This is a genomic window from Lysinibacillus phoenicis, from assembly GCF_047238325.1.
GTDB lineage: Bacteria > Bacillota > Bacilli > Bacillales_A > Planococcaceae > Lysinibacillus > Lysinibacillus irui.
On the sequence record NZ_JBDFMP010000002.1, the window covers coordinates 3,153,318 to 3,177,186 of the forward strand.

Below are 23,869 nucleotides of genomic sequence, written 5' to 3' on the forward strand. Positions count from 1 at the left end.
TAAAGCCATACTGCTCTTTTCTATTATTTAATTCATCACAGGTGTTAATTTTGCCACGACAATGCTATTGATGGCATTAATATAGGCAAGGGCGCTTGCCTTTAATATATCTGTATCTGCTGCTTTAGCAATATACTTTTCACCTGCATGCTCAATCGTAATTTTTACTTTACCTAAAGCTTCTTTGCCTCGTGAGACACTATTGATATTGTACTCCACAAGCTTTACATCAATGTTTGTAATTTCTGCAATGGCTGAATATAAAGCATCAATTGGGCCAGAGCCCACTGCACTTGCTTTAAACACCTCGCCACCTTTACAGATCTTAACACTTGCAGAAGGGAAGCTTGCATTGCTGACGACTTGTAGATCTTCGAAATCAAAGAATTGGTCACTGTAGTGTGTAGCGTTCTTATTGTTGGCATCATGCTTTTCATAATAGCTTTCAACAATAACGTATAAATCGTGATCGTATACTTCTTTTTTTGCATCGGCTAGCTTTAAGAAGCCTTCAAAAATCCCTTCAAATTCATCTGTTGAAAGATTAGAAAACCCTAATTTTTCAAGAGCATTTTTTACGGCATGACGACCAGAACGAGCTGTTAGTACTAGCTCCATATCATCAAGACCTACGTCTTCGGGATGGACAATTTCATAAGCATCACGAGATTTTAGCAACCCATCTTGATGGATACCAGAAGAATGAGCAAATGCATTATCTCCTGTAATGGCTTTATTGACCTGAACATCTAAGCCCATAAAGCTAGAAACAAGACGAGAGGTATTGATAATCTCTTTTGTATTGATGCGTGTTTCAGCATTATAAATAGAGCTACGAGTTTTTAGGGCCATGACAACTTCTTCTAATGCAGCATTACCTGCACGTTCGCCAATACCATTAATTGTACACTCTACTTTATCTGCACCATTTTTAATGGCAGCAAGCGTATTAGCCGTTGCCATTCCAAGGTCATTGTGGCAATGAACACTTAAAAGAACGCTGTCATCTAAATTTTTCATACGGTCATTTAATTTAAAAATCATTTCTCCAAATTCCTCTGGTTCTGCAAAGCCTACTGTATCAGGAACGTTAATCATAGTTGCGCCAGCTCTCATAACAGCTTCGATCGTTTTCCATAGATATTCAAAATCTGAACGAGATGCATCTTCTGTTGAATATTGAACTTGTGGTAATAGTGTTTTTGCGTATTTCACAGCATCAACGCCAATTTGAAGAATTTGATCCTTTGATTTGCTGAATTTTTTCTCCACATGAATATCAGATGTACCAAGTACCATATGAATCATTGGGTTTTCAGCGTATTTGACAGCATTATAGACGGCATCAATATCCGCCTTTACAGCACGTGCTAATGCCGTAATCATAATGTCATTTGTATTGCCAACCTTTTCAGCAACAGCTCTGACGGCATCAAAATCACCTTGTGAGGAAGCAGGGAATCCAGCTTCGATAATATCGACCCCTAATTTTTTTAGTTGCTGGGCAATCTCAACTTTTTCATACAGATTTAGTTTAGCTCCTGGCACTTGTTCGCCATCACGTAAAGTTGTATCAAACACCCAAATTTTTCTTCCCATTTTCAAACACTCCTTTTGTAGTAATCAGTTTAAAATCTACACTTAGGCCAATGATTTAATAAAAATAAAAAAAACCCGTCTCTATAAAAATAGAGACGAGTTTATGCTCGCGGTACCACTCTAATTGACATTTTCTTTACAGAAAATATCCTCTTATCGACAGCTATCACTGTCTATCCTGTTAACGGGGGAAACCGACATCCCTTACTAATATGTTCAGGGAGTAGCTCATGGACGAGTTCAAAATGTGTGTCTACCGATTTACACCAACCATCGGCTCTCTACAAGTACACAACCACTTTTACTATTTCCAATCTTGGCCTGCAATGTGTTATTGAAAGCAATATTACTTGGATATTAATGCGCTGTCAATAATTTTCTAAAAATTTTTTTAATTCTGTCTAAAAGGCGTGGCAATTTAATAAAATTTTGATATTCAATGGTATGTGCAAATGCCTATTTTATATAGTAATTAATGGTATATAATTAAATTTATGGATTAACATTATGGATAGAAGAAAAGTAGTTTTACATAATTTGAAGGAGCTGTTTTCAATAAAGAAAAAAGTTATTTGTATTCTAGCATTATTTTTAATAGCAATGATCTTATTAAATTTTTACAATGTATACAAAACAAAATACCTTATAAAGGATTTTCTTTCTACAGATCATTTAGGTGAAGAAGTTCATAAAATTAGTATCTTAAATGAATCAACGACCAAGATAATAAACATTAATAAAGATAATCCTTTATTTCTCTCGTTAACCGAATCACTAGAAGATTTAAAAGTAAAACGGTCTAACTCACATTTTTCTTATACCGAAGGATATATGTTTATTATTTATCACAAAAACAGTTCATATCATATTTCTATCAATGAAAAGGGGATGCTACGAATTGATAGTGAAAATTATAGAATACAAGAGGAAAAAGCTATAAAGGATTTGATTGCTCTTATAAAAGAAGCATTCAAATAAGTAAATAAAAAACTACTCATTTTCTATAGGCAACACACCTAAAGAAAATGAGCAGTCTTTTTCTTGTTTTAATCTAATTTAAAGCGAGAGACTTGCGTATGAAGTTCTTCTGCCATATTGGAAAGAGTTGATGCAGAAGCTGCTACCTCTTCAATTGTAGCTAATTGTTCTTCCGAGGCAGAAGCGACATTTTGCAAATTGGATGAGGACATTTGAGCAATCGTTGCTATTTCATCAAAGGAAGCATAAATTTGCTCCGCGCTCGATGACATTTCCTCAGACACGGTTGTGGCCTCTTGAATTTGCATGGATACTTGTTCAATAAGCTCAACAATTTTGGCGAAGCCTTCTTCAGCCACTTTTACTACTTGCATACCAATTTGAACTTCTTGGGTACCTGTATCCATCACAGCTACAGCACGGCTTGTATCTTGCTGAATTTCGGAGATCAAAGTAGCAATTTGCTCTGCAGATTTTTTTGATTGCTCAGCTAATTTTTTCACTTCGTCTGCAACCACAGCAAAGCCGCGCCCATGATCACCTGCACGGGCTGCTTCGATAGCAGCATTGAGGGCTAATAAATTTGTTTGCTCTGCTATGTCAGTAATAATGCTAATAATATTGCCGATTTCAATAGAATGACCATCTAAATTTTTAACAACACTTGCAGACTCTAGGACGGCTGTGTTGATTGTAGTCATTTGGGAAATGACACGATGTAATGATTCATTACCTTTTTTAGCTTCTGAGTTTGTTTCCATTGCTAATTCAGAAACAGCTGCTGTTGTAGAAGCTAATTGTTGTATACCATTTGTCATGTTTTTCATTGCTTCAGAGCTTTCTGTAGCATTTTTACCCTGAGCCTCCGAGCCACTAGCAACCTCTTGAATAGAAGAAGTGATTTGTTCGGTAGCCTGTATAGTTTGATCAGCACTTGCTGTTAATTCTGCTGCTGAGCCACTAACTTGCACAGTGTTCTGACGTACATTCTTAATTAACTCCTTTAAGTTTGTAGCCATTTGATTAAATGCTAGTGCTAAATCTCCAACCTCATCGCGATTTTTAATGCGAATTTGTTCGGCTGTTAAATCACCTTCAGCTATTCTTTTCGCTGCCTTAGCCATGCCATTGATAGGACGAGACATTAAACTACCTACAACCATAGCAATTATCAGACTTATGACAACAGCGAAGACCCCAAGAAGAATCATTTGGAATTTAATATCTTGGATTTGTTTTGATGTAGCAGCCATCTTTTCTTCAATATATTTACTTTGATAATTAGAAAGGTTTTCAACACGTTCATCGAACTGTTTGATAATTAATCGACCTTGAGTACTATCAAGCTTTTCATACTTTTCTGTTTCTCCTTCAGCTTTTAAAGAAAACATTCGGTCCGCAAATTGTTGGACGTTTTGCTCGCTTTTGTTAATAGCTTCTAGGAATTTAATAGATTCTTCTGAATCCAAAGTGGCCATTAACTCTTCAGATTTTTTCTTAAATTCCTCTCGTGAATCTTGATTACTTTGTAAATTTTGTTTGTCTCCAAGAAGTAAATAACCTCGCATACTTACAATTTCTTGTTTAGCTATTACACGTAATTCCTGAATACTTATAGATTTAGTAGTTTGCTCCTCCAGTAATAATCGATATGTTTTGTTTACTGAATCCAGCTGTTTTATATTTAAGCCGATTGTTGTAACAAGAACTAAAATAACTATAAAAAAACCGAGTAATAATTTCTTGTAGATAGTAAATCGCATAGTTGAAATATCCTTTCTCAGTAATTAGTAGAAATGTTACAAAATAATGAAATATGTATATATATCATTTATATCAGATTATATGGATTTTACAAAGTATTATGAGTATTTTTACAGTAGTTAATAGTTTGAAGATAGTATTAAATTATGATTAGAGTAATAAAAAATGGAGATTTTTCGGCTATAATACTGCTAATAATAGGGATAATTAATGGCATGTATTGAATACTAAGTCAATTTTCGTGAATTTTGAAACTTAAACCGTAATTGTACGTAGAAATAATAAAGGAAATGAACAGAGGTGGGAAAAATGTATAGGCCAATTTTAAAACTACCAAAAACTAAATCAGAAAAGATATGGGACTATATTGGTGGTAGTGCATTTATTGTATCTATCCTTTATATTATTTTACTCTGGGGTAAAATACCTAGCGAAATTCCTGGTCATTTTAATGGTTTAGGTGAGGTTGATCGTTGGGGTTCGAAAATAGAGCTATTTATTTTACCATTCATTGGTTTGTTTTTATGGATTGTATTGGGGCTTCTAGAAAAGGTACCACATATGCATAATTATCCAGCACGTTTGAATGAAAATAATGTAAAAGCATTTTATTTAAATAGCAGAAAAATACTAAATGAAGTAAAAAACCTGTGTCTCATTTTATTCGCATTTATTTCGATTCAAATGGTTCGTATAGGTCTTGGTGAAGCCAATTCCATAGGCTGGTGGTTTTTACCGGTCATTATAATAGGGACGGCTATTCCGATTATTAAAGGGATTATTGCTACCGCTAAAATAAAGTAACAAACTAAACCTTGGGATTATTTCAAGTGATTAGACTGTAAGTAAAAGGAATCGAGAAGTACCATCTCGATTCTTTTTCTTTTTCCGAAAAATATCACCTATGGGGGCATCAGCATTCATCTCTAACTAGAGGAAAACTTGAAATATTTTTATACCCAAGTTTTGAATATTTCAGTATACTATCAAAACTAAGATGTAAATGTATGAGCAGTTTGTTAAATGCTAAAATTGAAATAAAGAAGCAGTAGGAGAGGAATGTAAGCTATGCAGAAAAAATTTAAACTGAATGATGAATTATCAGTTGCTATAGTCAATCACCCACAAGATTTGCCATTAGAAGGGATTTCTCAGGTAGGAGAAGCACCTTTTGATCGCATTATTTCATTTGTGTTCTCTGTGGAGGAGATGGTAACGTATTTACAAAAAGTGTTAAAAGGTACTCGTCTAAAAGAACAAGGTTACTTATTTTTTGTTTATCCTAAAAAGGGGAATAAAAAATATGAACAGTTTATCCATCGTGATGAAATTTTTCCAGCAATCCAAGTTGACGACGAAAAGTACATCGTTGGTAGTGATTTGAAATTTGCTAGCCTAATGTCATTAGATGATACATTTTCAATTTTAAGCATCAAGCGAGATGGTAAAGGAAAAGGGAAAAAGAAGACGGCAAGTAGTCAATGTGTAAGTGATTATGAAAGCATGATTCCTCAATTACGTGATTCACTTGCAGACAACCCTTATGATTTAGCATTTTATGATGAGCTAACACCAGGCTATCAAAAGGACTGGGCGCGTTATATTTATAGTGCTAAAAAACAGGATACACAAATAGCCCGCCTACAAGAGATGCGCGAAATTATTGGATTAGGCTACAAAACCAAGGAGTTATATCGCAAAGCAAAAGCTGAGGCAAATGAATAAAGATTTTAAAATAAATGATAAAGTGAGGCAATAGGTATGGAGAATATATACATGGAGCAAGTTGAAGAAAAATGGCGTGTTGCGTTTAGCCAGCTTGTAGATGTTGTTGCAACGAATATACCAGATGGATTTGAACAAACAATGCAATATGGCGTGGTTAGCTATGTTGTTCCTTTAACAACCTATCCAGATGGCTATCATGTTACACCAAATACCCCATTACCTTTTATTAGCCTTGCAGTCCAAAAACGTCATATTGCGCTATACCATATGGGGATATACGCAGATCCAGCATTGCTCTCTTGGTTTCAGGAAGAATATGCGAAGAGAGTACCAACGAAGTTAAACATGGGGAAAAGCTGTATTCGTTTTACAAGTACAAAATATATTCCATTTGATTTAATAGGAGAGCTTGTTTCAAAAATGACCCCAGCACAATGGATCACTCACTATGAAGGAGCAAAAAAATAGATGAAAAGTGCAACTACATTTTTAATGTTTCAAGGGCAAGCGAATGAAGCTATTGAACAGTATCAGCAATGGTTTACAGATTTAGAGGTTGCCAGTCTGTCGTATACGGAAAATTCACAGCAAGTGGCGATGGCAGTTCTCCATTTAAAGGGATTAAAATTAATGGTGAATGATAGTGTTATCCAGCACAATTTCACATTTACCCCATCCACGTCTATCTTTATAGAGTGTGATTCGGAGGAAGAAATAAGCTATTTAGTTACGCACATATTAGAAGGTGGACTTGCATTAATGCCTCTTGATAATTATGGGTTTTCTAAAAAGTTTGCGTGGATTCAGGATCGTTTTGGTGTGTCCTGGCAGCTATCATATAATTGACGGTCAGGGATATGAATATATTCTTAAAGAATGTTAAAAAATACAATGTTAGTAAAGGGGAATAGTAGATGGCGGTAACTTTAGTGAAGCATGATATTAAATATGCTGAAGCCATGCATGAATTGTCTTCTATGCCACAGGTTCGAGATGCGCTTGGGTTACCTGCTGGTAAGGTAGAGGATACAATTAATTTTATTAAACGTGAATGTGTGGATGAAGAAGAAGGTAAAACAGTTCCTCGTGTTGTCTTGAATGAGGAAGGGCAACTAATTGGCGTGACATCATTAATGTTTATAGACCATCAAAAAAAGAGCTGTCATATTGGGTCTTGGCTTGGCTACCCATTTTGGGGAAAGGGCTATAATCTTGAAGCCAAAACAGCTATCTTAGATATTGCTTTTTTTGAACTTGGTTTATTACGTGTTTTTGCAGGTGCAAGGAAGGTTAATATCCGTTCACAAAAGGCACAGGAAAAGCTATCTTTTATTCGATTAGGAGTTGAAAGTGAATATCCAGAAGAGCATTCATGGTTAGAGGTAAAAGAAAAGCAACCATGTGTGTTAAATGTCTTTGAACGGGAGGATTTTGTTCGTTACAGAACATCGCTAGAGAAAGTAGATGGTAAACGTGAAGACTTCTTACCGCAGCTCTTACTAGCGGATGACAGTGAAAAGGTAGTTCGTGACTACCTAGATCAGGGTACCTTATATAAAATTAAGTGTGGCGAGGTGCTAGCTGGGGTAGCCTTAATAATTCCCCAATCTAATACAACAATTGAGTTGAAGAATATTGCTATTATTCCAACGTATCAAGGGAAGGGAATAGGTAAGGAAGTATTACGACAACTCACTGAAATATGCCAGATGGAAGGCTATCAAACCGTTCTAGTTGGAACAGCAAATTCAAGTATTGATAATATTGCCTTTTATCAAAAAGCAGGCTTCCGCATGGAGGCTATTGAAAAAGATTTCTTTCGTAAATACCCAGAACCAATTTATGAAAACGGCATTCGTGCCTTAGATATGATTTTCTTTTCAAAGCAATTATAAGCATCTTCATAAAGAAATACCCGTCCAACAAGTGTTGAGCGGGTATTTTTACTTACCTAGCAGAAGAGCCATTAATTTTTCTTTAGAATGTAGGAAATCATCTAAAGTGTAACGATCTAGCACACTTAAATAGGCTTGTAAAGCTTCGTACAGAACACCTTTTAGCTGACATTCTGGGGCTATTTTACATAGATTATTTTCTTTGTCGAAACATTCTACAAGGTGAAAATCCTCTTCTGTATGACGCACAATTTCACCAATAGTAATAGTTTTTGGATCGATAGCGAGGCGAATACCGCCACCACGACCACGGATTGTTTCAATATAGCCTAATAATCCAAGCTGATGTGTCACCTTCATTAAGTGGTTTTTCGATATATTATAAGCATCTGAAATCTCTTGAATAGTTGATAATTGGCCGTCTTCCTTTGCACCTAGATAAATAAGTGTACGCAAAGAGTAGTCTGTGTATAAAGTTAAGCGCATTAGAACACCCTACTTTCTATAATTCAAAATTATTATAGCATTTTTACATTGAAGTATAATATTTTCAAACGTTTTTTAAAGATGTATTTAAAATACATTAATTATGTCCATTTTGTTAAAGATGTATTTCATATATTGCTTTAAGGAAATGAAAGCGTTATATTGTAATCACGAAAGGATGGTAAGCGATATGTTAAAACAAGAAACTATTAAAATTATTAAGGCAACAGTACCTGTATTAGAAGTTCATGGTGTTGAAATTACAAAGACGTTTTACAAAAATATGTTTCAAGCTCATCCAGAATTACTGAACATTTTTAATCACACGAATCAAGAACAAGGCCGTCAACAAACAGCATTAGCTAACACTGTTTATGCTGCTGCTGTTCATATTGAAAACTTAGAAGCGATTTTACCTGCTGTAATGCTTATAGCACATAAACACCGTAGTTTAGGCATTTTACCTGAACATTACCCAATTGTTGGAGAACATCTATTAAAAGCAATTAAAGAAGTACTTGGTGACGCAGCAACAGATGATATTATTAATGCATGGGCTGAGGCTTATGGCGTTATAGCTGATATTTTCGTTCAAGTGGAAGAAGAGTTATACCAAAAGGCTGAAAATAATGGTGGATGGCGCCTATTTAAACCATTAAAAGTGGCGAAAAAAGTTGTAGAAAGCGACTTAGTTACATCTGTTTATTTTGTAAATGAAGATGGTTCACCATTACCGACTTATGAACCAGGCCAATACATTAGCATTCGTGTAAAAGTGCCGGGCGAAGAGTATTTAATGAATCGTCAATACACACTTTCACAGGCAAGTGCAGAAGATGGCTATCGTATTTCAGTAAAACGCGAAAGCGATCATACACCAAATGGTAAAGTTTCTAACTTTATTCACGATAACTTACAAGTTGGAGATTTAGTAGATGTAAGTGCTCCAGCTGGTTTATTTGTTCTAGAGGAAACTGCTGCACCAATTACATTTGTGAGTGGTGGTATTGGGGTAACACCTTTAAACAGTATGCTACAATCTTTAAAAGAAGATGCAACAAATAAAGTTAACTTTATCCAATGTGCTCGTAATGAGAAAGTTGTGGCATTTAGCGATGACATTAAGGAGAAAGTAAATGCGTTGCCAAATGCTTCATATACAGCTTTATATTCTGATGAAGACAAGCTTATCACAAAAGAATTATTAGCAGAAAAAGTAGCTGATAATGCGGATGTTTATGTATGTGGACCTGTAGGCTTCATGGAAGCTGTTATTAAAAATTTACAGGAAATTGGCGTGAAGGATGAGAAAATTCACTATGAGTTCTTCGGACCAGCCATGCAATTAGCTAAATAAAAAGAGGATTCCCTGTTATGAGAAAAAACTCATAGCAGGGTTTTTTTATTGTGGGCATAGTGACGGGTAGAAATAAAAAAGTGAAGAGACCAGAAAGAGGCATATAAACGACGGATTACAGTCCTTAAAGAAAAAAGGTTGAAGCTTTCGTGTTGACAATATACCTATAGGGGTATAATATGAATCTCGTAAGTAAGTTCAATCAATCGTTTTGGAAGGGGGCATAACAGAATGGCATATGGCTCAAACACTGCAAATCGTGTGAAACGTATGGAAGGTCAATTGCGTGGTATTTTACGCATGATGGAAGAAGGTCAAAGCTGTAAGGATGTGATCACACAGCTATCTGCCGTGCGTTCTGCGGTTGATCGGACGATCGGTGTTATTGTAAGTGAAAATTTATTGGATTGTGTATCGACTGCCGAAGGTGATGCAGAAAAAATGAATCTAGCCATCCAAGAGGCAATGGATCTAGTTGTGAAAAGCCGATAAATTTATATACCCTTTAACGTATAAAGAAGGAGGAATGATCATTTGGAGATATGGATAATTATTGCGTTAATCGCTGTATTTTTTATTTGGCGAATGAAACCAACAAAGGGCGTTCAGTCAATCTCGACAGCGCAATTAAAAAATATGCTGAATGATAAGGATAAGATATTTATCGATGTACGCACACCTGCTGAATATAAAGGTCGGCATATCTCTCAATTTAAAAACATGCCACTTGGATCGAGCTTTGACAATTTGCCAAAGGATAAAGAAGTAATCGTTATTTGTCAAAGTGGTATGCGAAGTAGTCAGGCGTGTAAACAATTGAAAAAGCAAGGCTTTGAACGTGTTACCAATGTTCGAGGTGGTATGAGTGCTTACTAGGAGGAGATAGAATGAAGGAAATTACGGCGAATGAAGTACAACATTTGATAGATCAGGGGAAAAAGCTGAACCTTATTGATGTTCGAGAGGTAGATGAGGTACAAGCTGGACATATACCAGATGTTATGCATATACCGCTTGGTTTATTGGAATTTCGACTGCATGAATTAAATAAAAATGAGTCGTATATTATGGTTTGTCGTTCAGGTGCCCGTAGTGGTCGTGCTACCCAGCTATTAGAAGATAATGGCTTTGATGCATCGAATATGGCTGGTGGTATGTTAGCTTGGGAGGGTAAAGTACAAATATAGATAATATCTATATTTTTTTGTTAAAAATAATACCGGGTATGGTATATGGAGGTTGTGAAAAGTATGAAGGGGGATTTTCAGCTAGATGCCAAGGGCCTTTCTTGCCCGATGCCGATTGTGAAAACAAAAAAAGCTATGGTTGATTTAGTGGATGGTCAAATTTTAGAAGTATCTGCGACAGATAAAGGGTCAAAAGCCGATATTGCGGCATGGGCTGAAACTGTAGGCCACCAATATATAGGCACTATAGAAGAGGATGGCGTGCTGAAACATTATATTCGTAAATGTACCAACGATCAAATAGAAGACATAACGTTTGATCAAACAATTGATCTAGAACAAATCACTAGTCGTGAAGGATTAATTCTTGATGTACGTGAGGAAGCGGAATTCGCTTTTGGCCATATTGAAGGGGCAAAATCTATCCCAATGGGCGAACTAGAGGCACGTCTTTCAGAGCTTGATAAAGAGCAGGAGATTTATATTATTTGTCGTACCGGCAAACGCAGTGATATGGCTGCGCAGAAGCTTGCTTCACATGGTTTTACAAAGGTATTTAATGTCTTACCAGGAATGACATCCTGGAAGGGTGAACTTACAAAAAACATTTAAATTGGAGGAATTTTATTATGTCAAACAAGGTAGCAATTATTGCAAGTAATGGTGGTTTATTTGATGCTTATAAGGTGTTTAATATCGCAACGGCAGCGGCAGCTTCAGAAAAGGAGGTAGCAATCTTCTTCACATTTGAAGGATTGAATTTTATTCATAAGCAAGGTATGCATGCGCTACCAATGCCTGCTGGGGCAGAGCATTATGCGGAAGGTTTTGCAAAAGCAAATGTTCCGGCCATTCCTCAATTGGTGGAAATGGCACAGGAATTAGGTGTGAAATTTATTGCTTGTCAAATGACTATGGATGTAATGGGTTTATCGACGGAAGATTTTATTGATGGTATTGAGGTTGGCGGAGCTGTAACATTCCTTGAATTTGCGAAAGATGCAGCGCCATCTCTAACTTTCTAAAGACTTGTACTTCAAGGCGGAGAGCGGAGAAAGCTCTCCGCTATAAAAAACATTAAAATTATACCTATGGGGGTAAACTGTATGTCAATTCAGAAGTGGAATGCGTCACAAGTTGCTAAAAAGGTTATTAACAATGAAGAATTGTTTATTTTAGATGTTCGTAATGCGGATGCATTTGAAGATTGGAAAATTGATGGTCGCCGCTTTGAGTACTTAAATATTCCGTATTTTGAACTGTTAGATGGAATTGAGGAGATTTTACCGGAAATCCCATCAGATAAAGAAGTATTAGTAGTTTGTGCAAAAGAGGGGTCATCATTGATGATCGCGGAAATGCTAGCTGAAGCAGGTCGAGATGTTGCTTATTTAGCAGGAGGTATGAAATCTTGGAGTGAATACCTAGAGCCGATTAAAGTTGGCGATTTAACAGGTGGTGGCGAGCTTTATCAGTTTGTCCGTTTAGGAAAGGGCTGTCTTTCTTATATGATCATATCTGAAGGAGAAGCTGCTATCATTGATGCTGTTCGTTTTACGAATATATTCACAAGCTTTGCAGAACAACAGAACGTTAAAATTAAACATGTTTTTGATACACATTTACATGCAGACCATATTTCAGGTGGTCGCCATATAGCAGAAGCAACTGGTGCAGCTTACTATTTACCACCAAAAGATGCGGAAGAGGTTGTCTTTCAATATACACCATTAGTTGATGGAACAACTGTTCAAATCGGAGCATCTAAAATAGATGTAGGAGCTATCTATTCTCCAGGTCATACAATTGGTTCTACTTCATTTGTGGTCGATAACAAATATCTGTTAACAGGAGATATTTTATTTATTGATTCAATCGGACGTCCTGATTTAGCGGGACTTGCTGATGATTGGGTTGGAGATTTACGTGTTACGCTTTACAAGCGTTATCGCGAATTGTCTGATGAACTTATTGTATTACCAGCGCATTTTATGATTATTGATGAGTTGAATGAAGATGGAACCGTGGCAAAACGCTTAGGAGATTTGTTTGCCCAAAACCATGGTTTGAATATACAAGATGAAGAAGAATTTAGACATGTGGTGACCGATCAACTGCCTCCACAGCCGAATGCTTATCAAGAAATTCGTCAGGTCAATATGGGAAAAATAACACCTGCACCAGATGAACAAACAGAAATGGAAATTGGACCAAATCGCTGTGCTGTACGATAGAGCATGCTAAAGTGCAATGAGTACGCATGCATGCTTATAGCATGTAAATTCCGTGGATTGAAGGCGATCTTCCTTCATGAAGATAAAAAACAAGAAGACTCGGCAAAATCACTTACAAGCTTTGCCGAGTCGAAGGAGATTATGATGAAACCTAATTTACAACTAGATGCAAAAGGCCTGTCTTGTCCAATGCCTATTGTGAAGACAAAAAAAGCAATCGACACCTTAAAGGCAGGGGAAGTTTTAGAAGTTCAGGTGACAGATAAAGGAGCTTTAGCGGATATTCCTGCTTGGGCAAAAGCTGGGGGTCATATCATTTTAGACCACTCCGAAGAGGCTGGCGTCATTACATTTTTAATTCAGAAAGCATAGAGCGGATTGAGGGTTGTCTATTACAGTAGAACAACCCTCCTTTCTCTTTATTGATTGCAGTCAGAAAGAAGGAAAAACAAATGGATATTGCATGGATCTTAACCATTTTACTTATTGGTTTTCTTGGTTCATTTGTATCGGGGATGTTGGGGATTGGTGGTGCTATCATTAATTTCCCGATGCTACTATATATCCCGCCATTATTAGGTTTTGCGGCCTTTTCTGCACATGAGGTGTCAGGGATTAGTGCGATTCAAGTGCTTTTTGCTGCGCTTGCTGGAGTTTGGGTATATCGCAAAGGGGGATATTTAAATAAATCACTTATAATCTATATGGGGAGCTCCATATTAACAGGAAGCTTTGTAGGGAGCTTTGGTTCAAAATTTTTATCAGAGTCCGGTATTAACATTGTCTATGGTATCCTTGCGTTGATTGCAGCTGTGATGATGTTCATCCCGAAAAAGCAAATTGATGATAAATCGATGCAGGAGATTACTTTTAATAAACCACTTGCAGTCATATTAGCATTTATTGTTGGTATCGGTTCAGGGATTGTGGGGGCAGCTGGTGGCTTTTTATTAGTGCCAATAATGCTTGTTGTCTTAGCAATCCCAACACGTATGACCATTGCATCAAGCCTTGCTATTACTTTTATTTCCTCAATAGGAGGTACCGTTGGAAAATTAATGACAGGACAAGTTGAATATCTTCCAGCGCTCATCTTAATTGTATCTAGTCTAATATCGGCTCCACTTGGTGCGAAAGTAGGGGGGAAGTTAAATACGAAATTCCTACAAGTTATTTTAGCGGTTCTTATATTAGCAACAGCGATAAAAATTTGGATGGACATTTTATAAGGGGGGATAGCTTTGAAAATTGAAGTCTTTTCTGATTTCACATGTCCGTTTTGTTATATTGGCAAGCGAGAACTAGAACGGGCAATTGATATTGCAGGCTATACAGGACTAGTGGAAATTGAATATAAAGCATTTCAATTAGACCCAGATATACCAAAAGTGAATGCACCAACCTTTTACGAGGCGATGGCTAAAAAATATGATATCACGCTAGAAGAAGTAAAAGAAATGGTCAAGGGCATAGCTATGAGAGCAATGGAGGTTGGTTTGGATTATGAATTTGCTAAGATGTCCACTTCCCATACTGAAAAAGCACATCGTTTAGCGAAGTGGACACAGCAATTTGGTAAAGCGACGGCTTATACAGAAGCATTAATGGCTGGTTATTTTAAAGAGGGTAAAGATGTAAATGATGACGATTTTTTATTAAAAGTTATTGCGAAATTAAATTTAAATGTAGAAGAAGCGAAGAAAATCATAACATCGGCTGACTTTAGTGAAGCATTAGAACAGGATCGCTATGATGCCCAACAACTGGGGGTACAAAGTGTACCATTCTTTGTGTTTGAAAATAGATATGGTATTAAAGGCGCTGAACCAAATGAGGTTTTTGTAAAAACTTTACATCAAGCGGCGGAAAAAGCGGGTATCCAACCAATAATAAAGATAATGGGAAATGGTGAGTCTGTATGTGCCGATGGAGTATGTAAATTGTAAAAGGCTAGATGAGTGTCGAGTACATGATGTGCTCGACACTTTTTTATTCAGATATGGCTATATACTGCAAGAGGTATTAAGTCTTGTTTTCTTTGTTGTAGGACAATAACAAATGTATATTTTAACCATTTTTATCATCTTAATGGTTCTGTTTTAGGTATGTGTGAGAAAAATCACATCCAAATAATTGCTATGTTGCTAAAATGAAAAGGAAGATACAAAGGGGGGTATTATAGATGAAACCTATAGTAGCAGGAGTAGCAGGGACAGTACTGTTAGCAGGCTCAATCTTTGTTGGAACAATTGTCAGCGACAAAATTTCAGTAGAGTCAAATGCTGGCAAGGATGAAAAGACAGTGCAGACACAAATACCAACAACAGCAGCTGCTCAGTCGTTGGTCTATGCTCCACCAAGTATTGAAGAGGTGCCGGATGGACCTATGAAAGAGGCGATATTATACGGCTATGAGCTAGTGAATAACACACATGTTGCAGCAGATGAATATGTGGGGAATCAATTATCTTGCACAAGCTGTCATGCAGGAGCAGGCTATGATGAGCAAGCATCGTCGTTAGTAGGGGTCATGGCAAATTATCCACAATATATTGGACGCTCTGGTGATGTTGTGACGATAGAAGAGCGTATTAATGGCTGTATGGTTCGTAGTATGAATGGTAAAAAATTTGAAATGAATAGTGATGAATTGGAGGCCATGGTAGCGTATTTTGCTTATATTTCTGAAGGTGTACCAATAGGAGCAAAACGTGAATGGGCTGGTACAAGTGATATGAAGAATGTTCCGATTCCAGATGTTGCAAATGGTGAGGAGCTTTATGGACAGTCCTGTATAGCTTGTCATGCTGCTGATGGTTCTGGTACGGGTGCAAATACAGGTCCTGCATTATGGGGAGATAATTCCTTCAATGATGGAGCAGGGATGGCGCGGATATCAAAAATGGCTGGTTATATTCAAAACAATATGCCAGTCGGAGCAGCAGGTACTTTAACAGATCAGGATGCTGCTGATTTAGCCGCTTTTATTTTATCGCAGGATCGACCAGAATGGGCAAACCACGATAAAGACTGGCCAAAAGGCGGGCGCCCAAATGACATTATGAATAAAGAAAAACGAGAACAAATTAAAAATGGCACAATTGATTGGGAAAAAGTGCTTTCTACTAACTAATGAATGAAGGGATGCTGGCTGACAGCGTCCCTTTCCTATTTGTTAAGTTAAGCGGCTCATGGGCAATTTTAGATAACAAAATATTAGTTATGATCCTTGTAAAAGAAAGTTAGTACATAAATTTGCTATACTAGCGGTAGTAAGAGATGGAAATGGTGCAGGAGGTGACACTGTTGATTTTTTTGAAGTTTTTGATCCAAATTATCATAGTATCTGGTTTGATTTACATTGTTAGTGGACGATTAATTGGCTCCAATATCAATTTTGTTCGTAGAGTGCTATCGGTTGTTATTAGTGTGACATTAACCTCTTTTGTTTACTGGTATTCTTATTTGCGCCATACGGATTTTTTATCAGAAACGATGATGCAAACGGTGACAGAAGTCAGTACGCTCATTTGGATTGGGAGTATGCTACTCATTTCTATGTTACTCTATTTAGTTTTTGAACTGTTTGATCCAAGTGGTATAGCAACAGGAGACCGGCGAAACGGCCAAAAATCCATGTTATTTCGACTGCGTAGCTATTGGCGACAACAGAAACGTTTAAGGCAAGTACTAAAAATTGCTGTCACAAACGGTGTTGTGCAAACGATTAAATATGCTAGGCAACGTGAAAATGAAAAAGAGCTTGCCATTGCCTTAAGAGCAACATTAGAGCAATGTGGTGGGATTTTCATTAAATTTGGACAAGTACTGTCAACGAGGAAGGAATTATTTTCGCCCATTTTTATAGATGAGCTAGAAAGACTTCAGCACCGTGTGAAGCCTTTACCAGAGGAGCAAGTTACACAAATTTTAGAAGGCTCACTTCCACAACCAATGAATGAAATATTTAGCCATTTTCAAATGGAACCCATTGCGGCTGCCTCTATTGGTCAGGTGCATAAGGCGCGACTTAAAAATTATGAAGATGTTGTAGTTAAGCTTTTGCGTCCAGAAGTAAAAGGAATCATGCGTGATGATCTTGAAATTTTAGAGGAGTTTGCCAACTGGCTTTCAACAAAATCAACTTGGGCAGAGTCATTAGGCTTTCGGGAGCTAGCTGGTGGATTTGCGGATGGATTACGTGAGGAGATTCATTTAGATATTGAGGTCCGTAATACTTTACAGGTCAAAAATGCTCTAGCGAAAAGTGACTATAAAGTTCGAATACCTAAAATATACACAGCCTACAGTAATGAGAATGTCATTGTGATGGAATATATTCGAGGGCAAAGCGTAGCAGATGGGGCAGCTGAATTCAAACGGTTGTCTATCGATCGTAGGCAATTCGCAAGAACAGTATTATATTCATTTTTTGAACAAATGTTATTCTCTGGAATTTTCCATGCAGACCCGCATCCAGGAAATATCCACATCGATGAAACAGATGGCACACCAGTTCTGCTTGATTTTGGTGCAGTTGGGCGATTAGGCGCTACACAGCAGGAGGGTTTGAAGCTATTCTTGATGGGCATTCAGCTTAATGATTCAAGCGTTTTATATGATGGCTTAACATTATTAGTGGAAAATGCTGATCACGCAGACCGTGCAAGGATGGAGCAAGCAATTGATCAAATTTTACTAAAAATCTCCTATGTTGATCGTATACCGACTGAAGAATTAATTCATGCATTATTTACAGTAGTAAGGGACTTTGGTTTAGCGTTCTATCCTGCAGTAGGGTTGGCTCTTCGTTCCTTAGTGACACTGGATGGCACTTTACGAGTAATTGATTCCCGTTTTGATATTTTTACCGAGGCAAAGGATTTTTCTGCTACATATATGCGTGCCTCTTTCTTAAAGCCATTTAAAGAACCAATGGCTACTAAAGAGCGACTTCAGGAAGAACTGTCCATGCTTATACCTACTTTACGTAAAATGCCAAGAAGAGTAGATCAGCTAATTCAACGCGTTGAAAGCGGGAAGATTATTTTACATCATGATGTTTTTTCAGATGAACATAATGCTCGTTTTATTACACATTTGTTTTCTCGCTTTGTGCTGCTTTTAGTAGGGATCACCTTTGGCATTATATCCGTGGCGCTTTTAGCTATCTCGCAATTGATTCATGATTCTTATGCGGTTTACTTAAATACTGCCGCCTATTTAGGTTTATTTTTATGTGCCATTTTATTAGTAAGATTATCGATACAAGCTCTAAGATCAATGAAACAGTAGATAGGGAATCTTTTCCCTATCTTTTTTTGAAACATTGTAGAGAAATATTACAAAAACATTACAAAACGATGCGTAGGTCTAATGTCGAATAAGCTATTTTTATCGCTATGTAGATTAAATTGGTTATTTGTAGAATAAATACGCATTATATCTAATGTTACAGAAATATTTCGAGTTTTACTAATGTATTAAATAGATGAGAAATAGTATAAAAGTTATGCCGGAAATGCTAAACTTTAAAAGGCTAATATAAATATAAGAACAATTAATTAAAATAGAAATCGTTCAAGTGATTACATAGGATATCGAGAGCGAAATTGATAGATGAAGGGAAATGAAGGTAACGTGGGAAAGCGCAATAAATGGCGTAAGTCGATGGTGCTAGCATTGGCACTAGCAGGCGGCTTATTATTTAATACAATTCAACCAACAGAAGTACATGCCGAAGAAACTTCTCAACAAATGATCGAGAAAAAGGCTGAAATAGATAAACAAGTGAAGAAATTAGAGCAAGAATTAACAAAGCTACAACAAGAGATCGACGCAAAAGTTAAAGTATTTAAACAAGTACAAGCTGAAATTAAAGAAGTAGATGCTAGTATTGTTGAAACACAAAAACGTATTGAACAACGCTCTAAAATCTTAAGTGAGCGTATGGCTGCATATCAAGCACAAGATAACACTGTAGGCGTTTATTTAAATGTCGTTCTTGAAGCAAAAAGCTTTGCAGATTTAATGGACCGTGTCGTAGCGGTTAAAACATTAATGGATGCTGACCAAGAATTAGTGGATCAACAGGAAGCAGATAAAGCAAGCTTAGTGCAACAAAAAGCTACATTAGATGAAAAGCAGAAAGAGCTTCAAAAACAATTCCAAGAGCTTCAACAAAAGGAAAGCGAAATGGAAGTGAAAAAGGCTGAAAACGAAGCGAAATCACTTGCATTAAAAGCTCAAATTGCAACGAAACAAGAAGAAGAACGTTTAGAAGCGGAGCGTAAAGCAGCTGAAGAAGAAGCAGCTCGTTTACGTGCTCTTCAAGCAGCAACGCCAGTAGTACAAGCAACTCAAAATACTGGTGGTGGTCAACCACAAAAAATTATTGTTGGCTCTGGAGCTGGTACAGCATCATCAGGAGATGCTATTTCAACTGCTAAGCAATTCCTAGGTCGTCCTTATGTTTGGGGTGGTAGCAACCCATCAACAGGCTTTGACTGCTCAGGTCTTGTACAATGGTCTTACAAACAAGCAGGTGTTTCTTTACCTCGTACAGCATCACAACAATATTTAGCAACACAGCGTATTTCAGCAAGTGAAGCACGAGTTGGTGACTTAGTATTCTTCAGCTACGGGTCTGGGGTAGCGCACGTAGGTATTTACTTAGGTAACAACACAATGATCGATGCTCAAAACAACGGTGTCGTAATTGAATCACTTGATTGGTGGAATCAATACTTAGTAGGCTTCGGTCGTATTCAATAAGCAAGCCTCTTTATCTAATAGACGATTGACATGAGAAAAAGGTCATCTTTGTAGAGAAAAAATACAAAGATGACCTTTTTTTATTTAGCTTAAAAATTTTTAAATTTTAAAGTTTAACTTAATGACACCTGTCTCTTTCAATGCAATAAAGAAAATTATAACAAAGGGACCGACAAGTAAACCGATAATACCAAATAACTGAAGACCAATGAACATGGCGATTAATGTTGGCAATGTAGATAAACCGATATGGTCTCCCATTAATTTAGGCTCGACTACTCGACGAATAATAAGTAAAATAGCAGCTAAGATGAATAATTTTACAGCAATAGCTGTGTTACCCATCAGTAAATGATAAAGTCCCCATGGAGCTAAAATAATGATAGAGCCTAGGAAAGGGACAATATCTATTAACCAAATAATAATCGTCATTGTTATGGCATATTTGGGCTGGATTAATAGAAGTCCAATAAGTGTGACGCCTCCAATAATAAAGCTTACAAATAAGTGTGCCTTCATATAACCGAAAGTTGCATCCTTTAGACGATTAAGGATAATCTTTATTTTCTTTGCAGTGTTGGGCTTTAAATATTTATAAGTGATTTGCTTTAATTTAGGCAAATCAAGCATAAATAGGAATAGAGCAATCATATAAACGAGAAGACTGATAAATAGGCTTGGAATTTCTGAAAAGAAGGCTGAAACTTTGCTATAATTAAAGAAGCTTAAAAAGAATTCTTCAACTTTTTTTATGAAATCCATTGTGGTTTTTTGAAGTGAAGCACTTACTTCTGGTGGAAAGTCTTCTGTATATTTAGAGATATTTTCTTGCATATGGAGCCACATATCTGATAGCTTGGAAATATAATAGGGAGCTTGCTTAGATAGTAAAATTATTTGCGACATGATTTGTGTAATGGACAGATAGCAAATAATAGATATAACCATAACACTCACTATGTATATAAAAGCAACTGCTATTTTCCGTGACATCTTCCATCGCCTTTTAAAGAACATGACGATTGGTTCTAAGAAAAATGCACTTATACCTGCAAATAGTAAAGGCATGGACACAGGGATAATAAAATAGGCAGCTACAAGTAAGGATAGAATCACAATTACTCGAAAAATCAATTTCCTAGCATTAAATTTATTCATAAACTCACCTTCTTTGCGAAAAAATTAAGTTAAGTGTACCATAAATCAAATTTTATTACGTTCTGAATCAATAAAGGTAGGGATAAATTATGGAAAAAGAGATTTTGCAACTTTTTAGTAATCTAACAGAGCGTGACCACGATATTCAATATGAATCTTACGAGGAACTAATGAAAATTATGCAGGAGCCCGTAGATTGGACATATGCAGTATGGGAACAGCTTGTACAAGCACTTACATACAAAGATGGACATGCTCGTGCACGTGCTGCACAAATTTTATGTGCCTTAGCCGCAAAAAGTGATCCAGAAGAAAGGGTATTGGAGGATTTTTTGAAAATTTGGGCTGTGACGTATGATGAGCGATTTGCCACGGCGAGGAACGCGTTACAAGCTATTTGGAAAATTGGATTAGCAGGTCAAGTACAAAGAGACTTAGTTGTCTCGTATCTAGCTAAGAGATTTCAAACATGTTTGGATGAAAAGCATCCCTCTCTTATTCGCTATGATATTATTATTTCTTTTAAAAAGCTTTATGATCAAACGAATGACTCTAAATTAATAGCTATTGCACACCGCTTAATTGATGAAGAGCACGAAGTTAAACACAAAAAGAAATATAAGGCAGCCATCCGTTCAAAGTAGCGAGATGGTGTTTTTTTGTACAGATGTAAAGTTTCTATTTGGAGTACAACTGTTTTTTCCTATTAATATATGGTAAACTGCTTTACAAATGAAATATTCTTGCAGAATAAAGGTGCTAACTAGCACTATCGGGAATTCGGTGAAAAACCGAAGCTGTTTCCGCAACTGTAAGTACAGCCATTATAAAGATATACCACTGTCTCCAAGGAGATGGGAAGGTTCTTTATAGCTCATTAAAATTCATTAATGAACTGTACAAGCCAGGAGACCGACCTTTATTTGAACGTATAACAACTCTTCGGAAGCTAGGAGGATATACGGTAAATTACATAGGTAATGTCATAGTAATTGGCAATCATTATGTTATTTTCGTCGTTCCTTTGCTTAAAGGAGCGGCGTTTTTTTATGCTATCGTTCATGTAAGAATTTATCAAAATGGGAAGGGGGTACATCAAGTGAAAAAGGATGCACGTTATTCTTGTTATCCGTTTATGCGTGAGAAGGCTTCAACGGTTGATTATGAGATTCGAACAGATAGTCTCACAACACATCTAGGGGTTGCATTAGCTGCAGTAAAAAAGGAGGATGTACAAGTTGTCGTAGATGATTTGCTGCTTATATTACCTATGGCTTACCATGTCAATGGTTCAGTCCGAGGAAAGCTAGCAGTAACAGAAGAAGATCTTTCTTGGTTAAGCGAACGCTATGACTTTTATGTTCGTCATGTGAAGGAAGAAATACAAAGTTTTGTTTTACCTCAGGGCACAGAGGCTGCTGCTGCTTTACATCTTTGCCGCAGTGAAGCCAAAAAATCATATCGTACATTACATAAGGTTTCAGAGGAACGAGAGGTACCAGCTATCCTTTTTGACTACTTAGGCTTGTTAGCAAATGTATGCTTTGTCATGGCAGTCTATATGAATCACCAAGCAGGTATAGCTGAAATACCGTTTATTAGTAAATCCTATCCAATGAAAAAGAAAAGGGAGAGTAAGAATGAAGAAAGTATTTAATTTCCAATGGCTATCAGTGCTAGTACTAATATTAGTTTTAGCAGGTTGTGGTACCTCAGAAGATACAAAAAATAAAGAGGCTTCACAGGATACGCAACAAACTGAACAAACAACCTACAAAGTAACAGATGATCGTGGTGTAGAAGTAGAATTTAAAGAAGTACCAAAAACTATTGTTTCCTTACAACCAAGTAATACGGAGATTTTATTTGCACTAGGTGTTGGTGAGAAAATCGTAGGAGCAACAGAGTATGACACATATCCAGAAGCAGCACAAAAAATCGAACGAGTATCTGATTCTCAGAATTTCGATAGTGAACGCATTATAGCCTTAAAGCCAGATGTGGTCATTGCTTACACAATTGGCACTAAGGATGCATTGAAACCATTAGAAGATGCGGGACTGAAAGTATTTGTTATTGAATCTGCCACATCATTTGATGATGTTTATGGGGATATTGAACAACTAGCTGCTGTAATGGGTGTTGAAGATAAAGGAAATGAATTAAACGAACAGATTAAAGCGAAAATTACTGAAGTACAAACAAAGGTGAAAGAAGTAAAAGCACCGAAAAATGTTTATTTAGAGATTAGTCCTAAGCCAGATATTTATACGGCAGGCGCTGGAACTTTCCAGCAAGAAATATTAAATGCAGCCAATGTTAAGAATGTCTTTGCTGATTTAGACAATTGGGCGCAAGTGTCTGAGGAAGAGGTTATTGCGAAAAATCCAGAGGTTATATTAACAACAGTAAACTATACAGAAGATCCTATAGGGGAAATTTTGACACGTGATGGTTGGAATACTGTGAAAGCTATTCAAGATAAAGCTGTACAGTCTCTTGATACTGATATCTCTAATCGTCCTGGTCCACGTATTGGAGAAGCAGTAGAATTAGTAGCTAAAGCTGTGTATCCAGAGTTATTTAAATAACAATTCAAGGCTAGCTGATCTAACGGCTAGCCATTTTTATATGGTTAGTTATTACCTAGCGTGAAAATTGGAATTAATTTAATTTGTTCTATAGAATAAAGGTAAGAATGCTTAATAA

At 36.7% G+C, this 23,869-nt stretch carries 26 protein-coding genes, 1 riboswitch and 1 other annotated feature; of the genes, 22 read left to right on the forward strand and 4 right to left on the reverse strand.

The features are described from left to right. Positions 1-27: 27 nt before the first annotated feature. Positions 28-1,599 (reverse strand): 2-isopropylmalate synthase, encoded by a 1,572-nt coding sequence (locus ABC382_RS17250; RefSeq protein ID WP_274794792.1) that lies wholly within the window; start codon positions 1,597-1,599, stop codon positions 28-30. An 88-nt stretch (positions 1,600-1,687) separates the two neighbouring features. Continuing rightward, positions 1,688-1,926, reverse strand: a binding site (T-box leader). 180 nt (positions 1,927-2,106) lie between these two features. On the opposite strand from ABC382_RS17250, the gene ABC382_RS17255 reads away from it, so the two are divergent. Further along, a complete protein-coding gene (locus tag ABC382_RS17255) occupies positions 2,107-2,577 on the forward strand; it encodes a hypothetical protein (protein WP_312507004.1) in 471 nt (156 codons plus the stop codon). Between the two features lie 68 nt (positions 2,578-2,645). Here the strand turns inward: ABC382_RS17255 and ABC382_RS17260 are convergent, their stop codons facing one another. Further along, the gene (locus ABC382_RS17260) at positions 2,646-4,340 is read right to left on the reverse strand and encodes a methyl-accepting chemotaxis protein (protein WP_274794790.1); all 1,695 of its coding nucleotides are present in this window, start codon (positions 4,338-4,340) and stop codon (positions 2,646-2,648) included. 310 nt (positions 4,341-4,650) lie between these two features. Between ABC382_RS17260 and ABC382_RS17265 the strand changes: the two genes are divergently transcribed. The 5 genes from ABC382_RS17265 to ABC382_RS17285 all read left to right on the forward strand — a co-directional run bounded on the left by ABC382_RS17265 (position 4,651) and on the right by ABC382_RS17285 (position 7,964). After that, positions 4,651-5,145 (forward strand): DUF1648 domain-containing protein, encoded by a 495-nt coding sequence (locus ABC382_RS17265; RefSeq protein ID WP_312507003.1) that lies wholly within the window; start codon positions 4,651-4,653, stop codon positions 5,143-5,145. A 264-nt stretch (positions 5,146-5,409) separates the two neighbouring features. Then, positions 5,410-6,066 carry a YdeI/OmpD-associated family protein gene (locus ABC382_RS17270; protein ID WP_322610573.1) on the forward strand — a complete coding sequence of 219 codons (657 nt, stop codon included), beginning with the start codon at positions 5,410-5,412 and terminating at the stop codon, positions 6,064-6,066. A 51-nt stretch (positions 6,067-6,117) separates the two neighbouring features. Beyond that, entirely contained in the window at positions 6,118-6,537 is a 420-nt protein-coding gene (locus tag ABC382_RS17275) for a DUF1801 domain-containing protein (RefSeq protein ID WP_322610574.1), read from the forward strand. Next, a complete protein-coding gene (locus tag ABC382_RS17280) occupies positions 6,538-6,915 on the forward strand; it encodes a VOC family protein (RefSeq protein ID WP_274794786.1) in 378 nt (125 codons plus the stop codon). A 68-nt stretch (positions 6,916-6,983) separates the two neighbouring features. Continuing rightward, positions 6,984-7,964, forward strand: a complete 981-nt coding sequence (locus tag ABC382_RS17285) for a GNAT family N-acetyltransferase (RefSeq protein WP_274794785.1) — start codon at positions 6,984-6,986, stop codon at positions 7,962-7,964. A 48-nt stretch (positions 7,965-8,012) separates the two neighbouring features. Here the strand turns inward: ABC382_RS17285 and ABC382_RS17290 are convergent, their stop codons facing one another. Further along, complete coding sequence (locus tag ABC382_RS17290; protein WP_155593299.1) at positions 8,013-8,450, reverse strand: Rrf2 family transcriptional regulator; 438 nt, start codon at positions 8,448-8,450, stop codon at positions 8,013-8,015. A gap of 190 nt (positions 8,451-8,640) precedes the next feature. On the opposite strand from ABC382_RS17290, the gene hmpA reads away from it, so the two are divergent. From hmpA to ABC382_RS17355, 13 genes are all read left to right on the forward strand, one after another. Continuing rightward, complete coding sequence (hmpA, locus tag ABC382_RS17295) at positions 8,641-9,807, forward strand: NO-inducible flavohemoprotein (protein WP_274794783.1); 1,167 nt, start codon at positions 8,641-8,643, stop codon at positions 9,805-9,807. A gap of 231 nt (positions 9,808-10,038) precedes the next feature. Continuing rightward, positions 10,039-10,299 carry a metal-sensitive transcriptional regulator gene (locus ABC382_RS17300; protein WP_274794782.1) on the forward strand — a complete coding sequence of 87 codons (261 nt, stop codon included), beginning with the start codon at positions 10,039-10,041 and terminating at the stop codon, positions 10,297-10,299. Positions 10,300-10,341: 42 nt separating this feature from the next. Then, positions 10,342-10,683, forward strand: a complete 342-nt coding sequence (locus ABC382_RS17305; RefSeq protein ID WP_274794781.1) for a rhodanese-like domain-containing protein — start codon at positions 10,342-10,344, stop codon at positions 10,681-10,683. A gap of 11 nt (positions 10,684-10,694) precedes the next feature. Next, positions 10,695-10,994, forward strand: a complete 300-nt coding sequence (locus ABC382_RS17310) for a rhodanese-like domain-containing protein (RefSeq protein WP_274794780.1) — start codon at positions 10,695-10,697, stop codon at positions 10,992-10,994. 63 nt (positions 10,995-11,057) lie between these two features. After that, complete coding sequence (locus ABC382_RS17315) at positions 11,058-11,606, forward strand: sulfurtransferase TusA family protein (RefSeq protein WP_412926980.1); 549 nt, start codon at positions 11,058-11,060, stop codon at positions 11,604-11,606. A gap of 17 nt (positions 11,607-11,623) precedes the next feature. After that, on the forward strand, positions 11,624-12,019 hold the full coding sequence (locus ABC382_RS17320) for a DsrE/DsrF/DrsH-like family protein (protein ID WP_312506999.1): 396 nt from the start codon (positions 11,624-11,626) through the stop codon (positions 12,017-12,019). Between the two features lie 81 nt (positions 12,020-12,100). Next, the gene (locus ABC382_RS17325) at positions 12,101-13,228 is read left to right on the forward strand and encodes an MBL fold metallo-hydrolase (protein ID WP_274794777.1); all 1,128 of its coding nucleotides are present in this window, start codon (positions 12,101-12,103) and stop codon (positions 13,226-13,228) included. A gap of 144 nt (positions 13,229-13,372) precedes the next feature. Further along, positions 13,373-13,600 (forward strand): sulfurtransferase TusA family protein, encoded by a 228-nt coding sequence (locus ABC382_RS17330; protein WP_396631765.1) that lies wholly within the window; start codon positions 13,373-13,375, stop codon positions 13,598-13,600. Positions 13,601-13,680: 80 nt separating this feature from the next. Then, positions 13,681-14,457 (forward strand): sulfite exporter TauE/SafE family protein, encoded by a 777-nt coding sequence (locus ABC382_RS17335; protein ID WP_312506998.1) that lies wholly within the window; start codon positions 13,681-13,683, stop codon positions 14,455-14,457. Between the two features lie 12 nt (positions 14,458-14,469). Then, on the forward strand, positions 14,470-15,174 hold the full coding sequence (locus ABC382_RS17340; RefSeq protein ID WP_341387020.1) for a DsbA family oxidoreductase: 705 nt from the start codon (positions 14,470-14,472) through the stop codon (positions 15,172-15,174). A gap of 236 nt (positions 15,175-15,410) precedes the next feature. Beyond that, entirely contained in the window at positions 15,411-16,361 is a 951-nt protein-coding gene (locus tag ABC382_RS17345) for a c-type cytochrome (protein WP_274794774.1), read from the forward strand. 173 nt (positions 16,362-16,534) lie between these two features. Then, entirely contained in the window at positions 16,535-18,523 is a 1,989-nt protein-coding gene (locus ABC382_RS17350; protein ID WP_412926981.1) for an ABC1 kinase family protein, read from the forward strand. 324 nt (positions 18,524-18,847) lie between these two features. Then, complete coding sequence (locus ABC382_RS17355) at positions 18,848-20,002, forward strand: C40 family peptidase (RefSeq protein ID WP_274794772.1); 1,155 nt, start codon at positions 18,848-18,850, stop codon at positions 20,000-20,002. 99 nt (positions 20,003-20,101) lie between these two features. On the opposite strand, the gene ytvI is transcribed toward ABC382_RS17355, so the two are convergent. Continuing rightward, positions 20,102-21,160: a sporulation integral membrane protein YtvI gene (gene ytvI / locus ABC382_RS17360; protein WP_274794771.1), complete on the reverse strand. Its 1,059-nt coding sequence runs from the start codon at positions 21,158-21,160 to the stop codon at positions 20,102-20,104. Positions 21,161-21,249: 89 nt separating this feature from the next. Here ytvI and ABC382_RS17365 point away from each other — a divergent pair, with 89 nt between their 5' ends. From ABC382_RS17365 to ABC382_RS17375, 3 genes are all read left to right on the forward strand, one after another. Continuing rightward, positions 21,250-21,804: a hypothetical protein gene (locus ABC382_RS17365; RefSeq protein ID WP_274794770.1), complete on the forward strand. Its 555-nt coding sequence runs from the start codon at positions 21,250-21,252 to the stop codon at positions 21,802-21,804. A 93-nt stretch (positions 21,805-21,897) separates the two neighbouring features. Continuing rightward, positions 21,898-22,095, forward strand: a riboswitch (cobalamin riboswitch). Positions 22,096-22,259: 164 nt separating this feature from the next. Next, positions 22,260-22,817, forward strand: a complete 558-nt coding sequence (locus tag ABC382_RS17370) for a hypothetical protein (protein ID WP_274794769.1) — start codon at positions 22,260-22,262, stop codon at positions 22,815-22,817. After that, entirely contained in the window at positions 22,801-23,751 is a 951-nt protein-coding gene (locus tag ABC382_RS17375; protein WP_412926982.1) for an ABC transporter substrate-binding protein, read from the forward strand. The genes ABC382_RS17370 and ABC382_RS17375 overlap by 17 nt, the downstream gene beginning before the upstream one ends. The last annotated feature ends 118 nt before the right edge of the window (positions 23,752-23,869 follow it).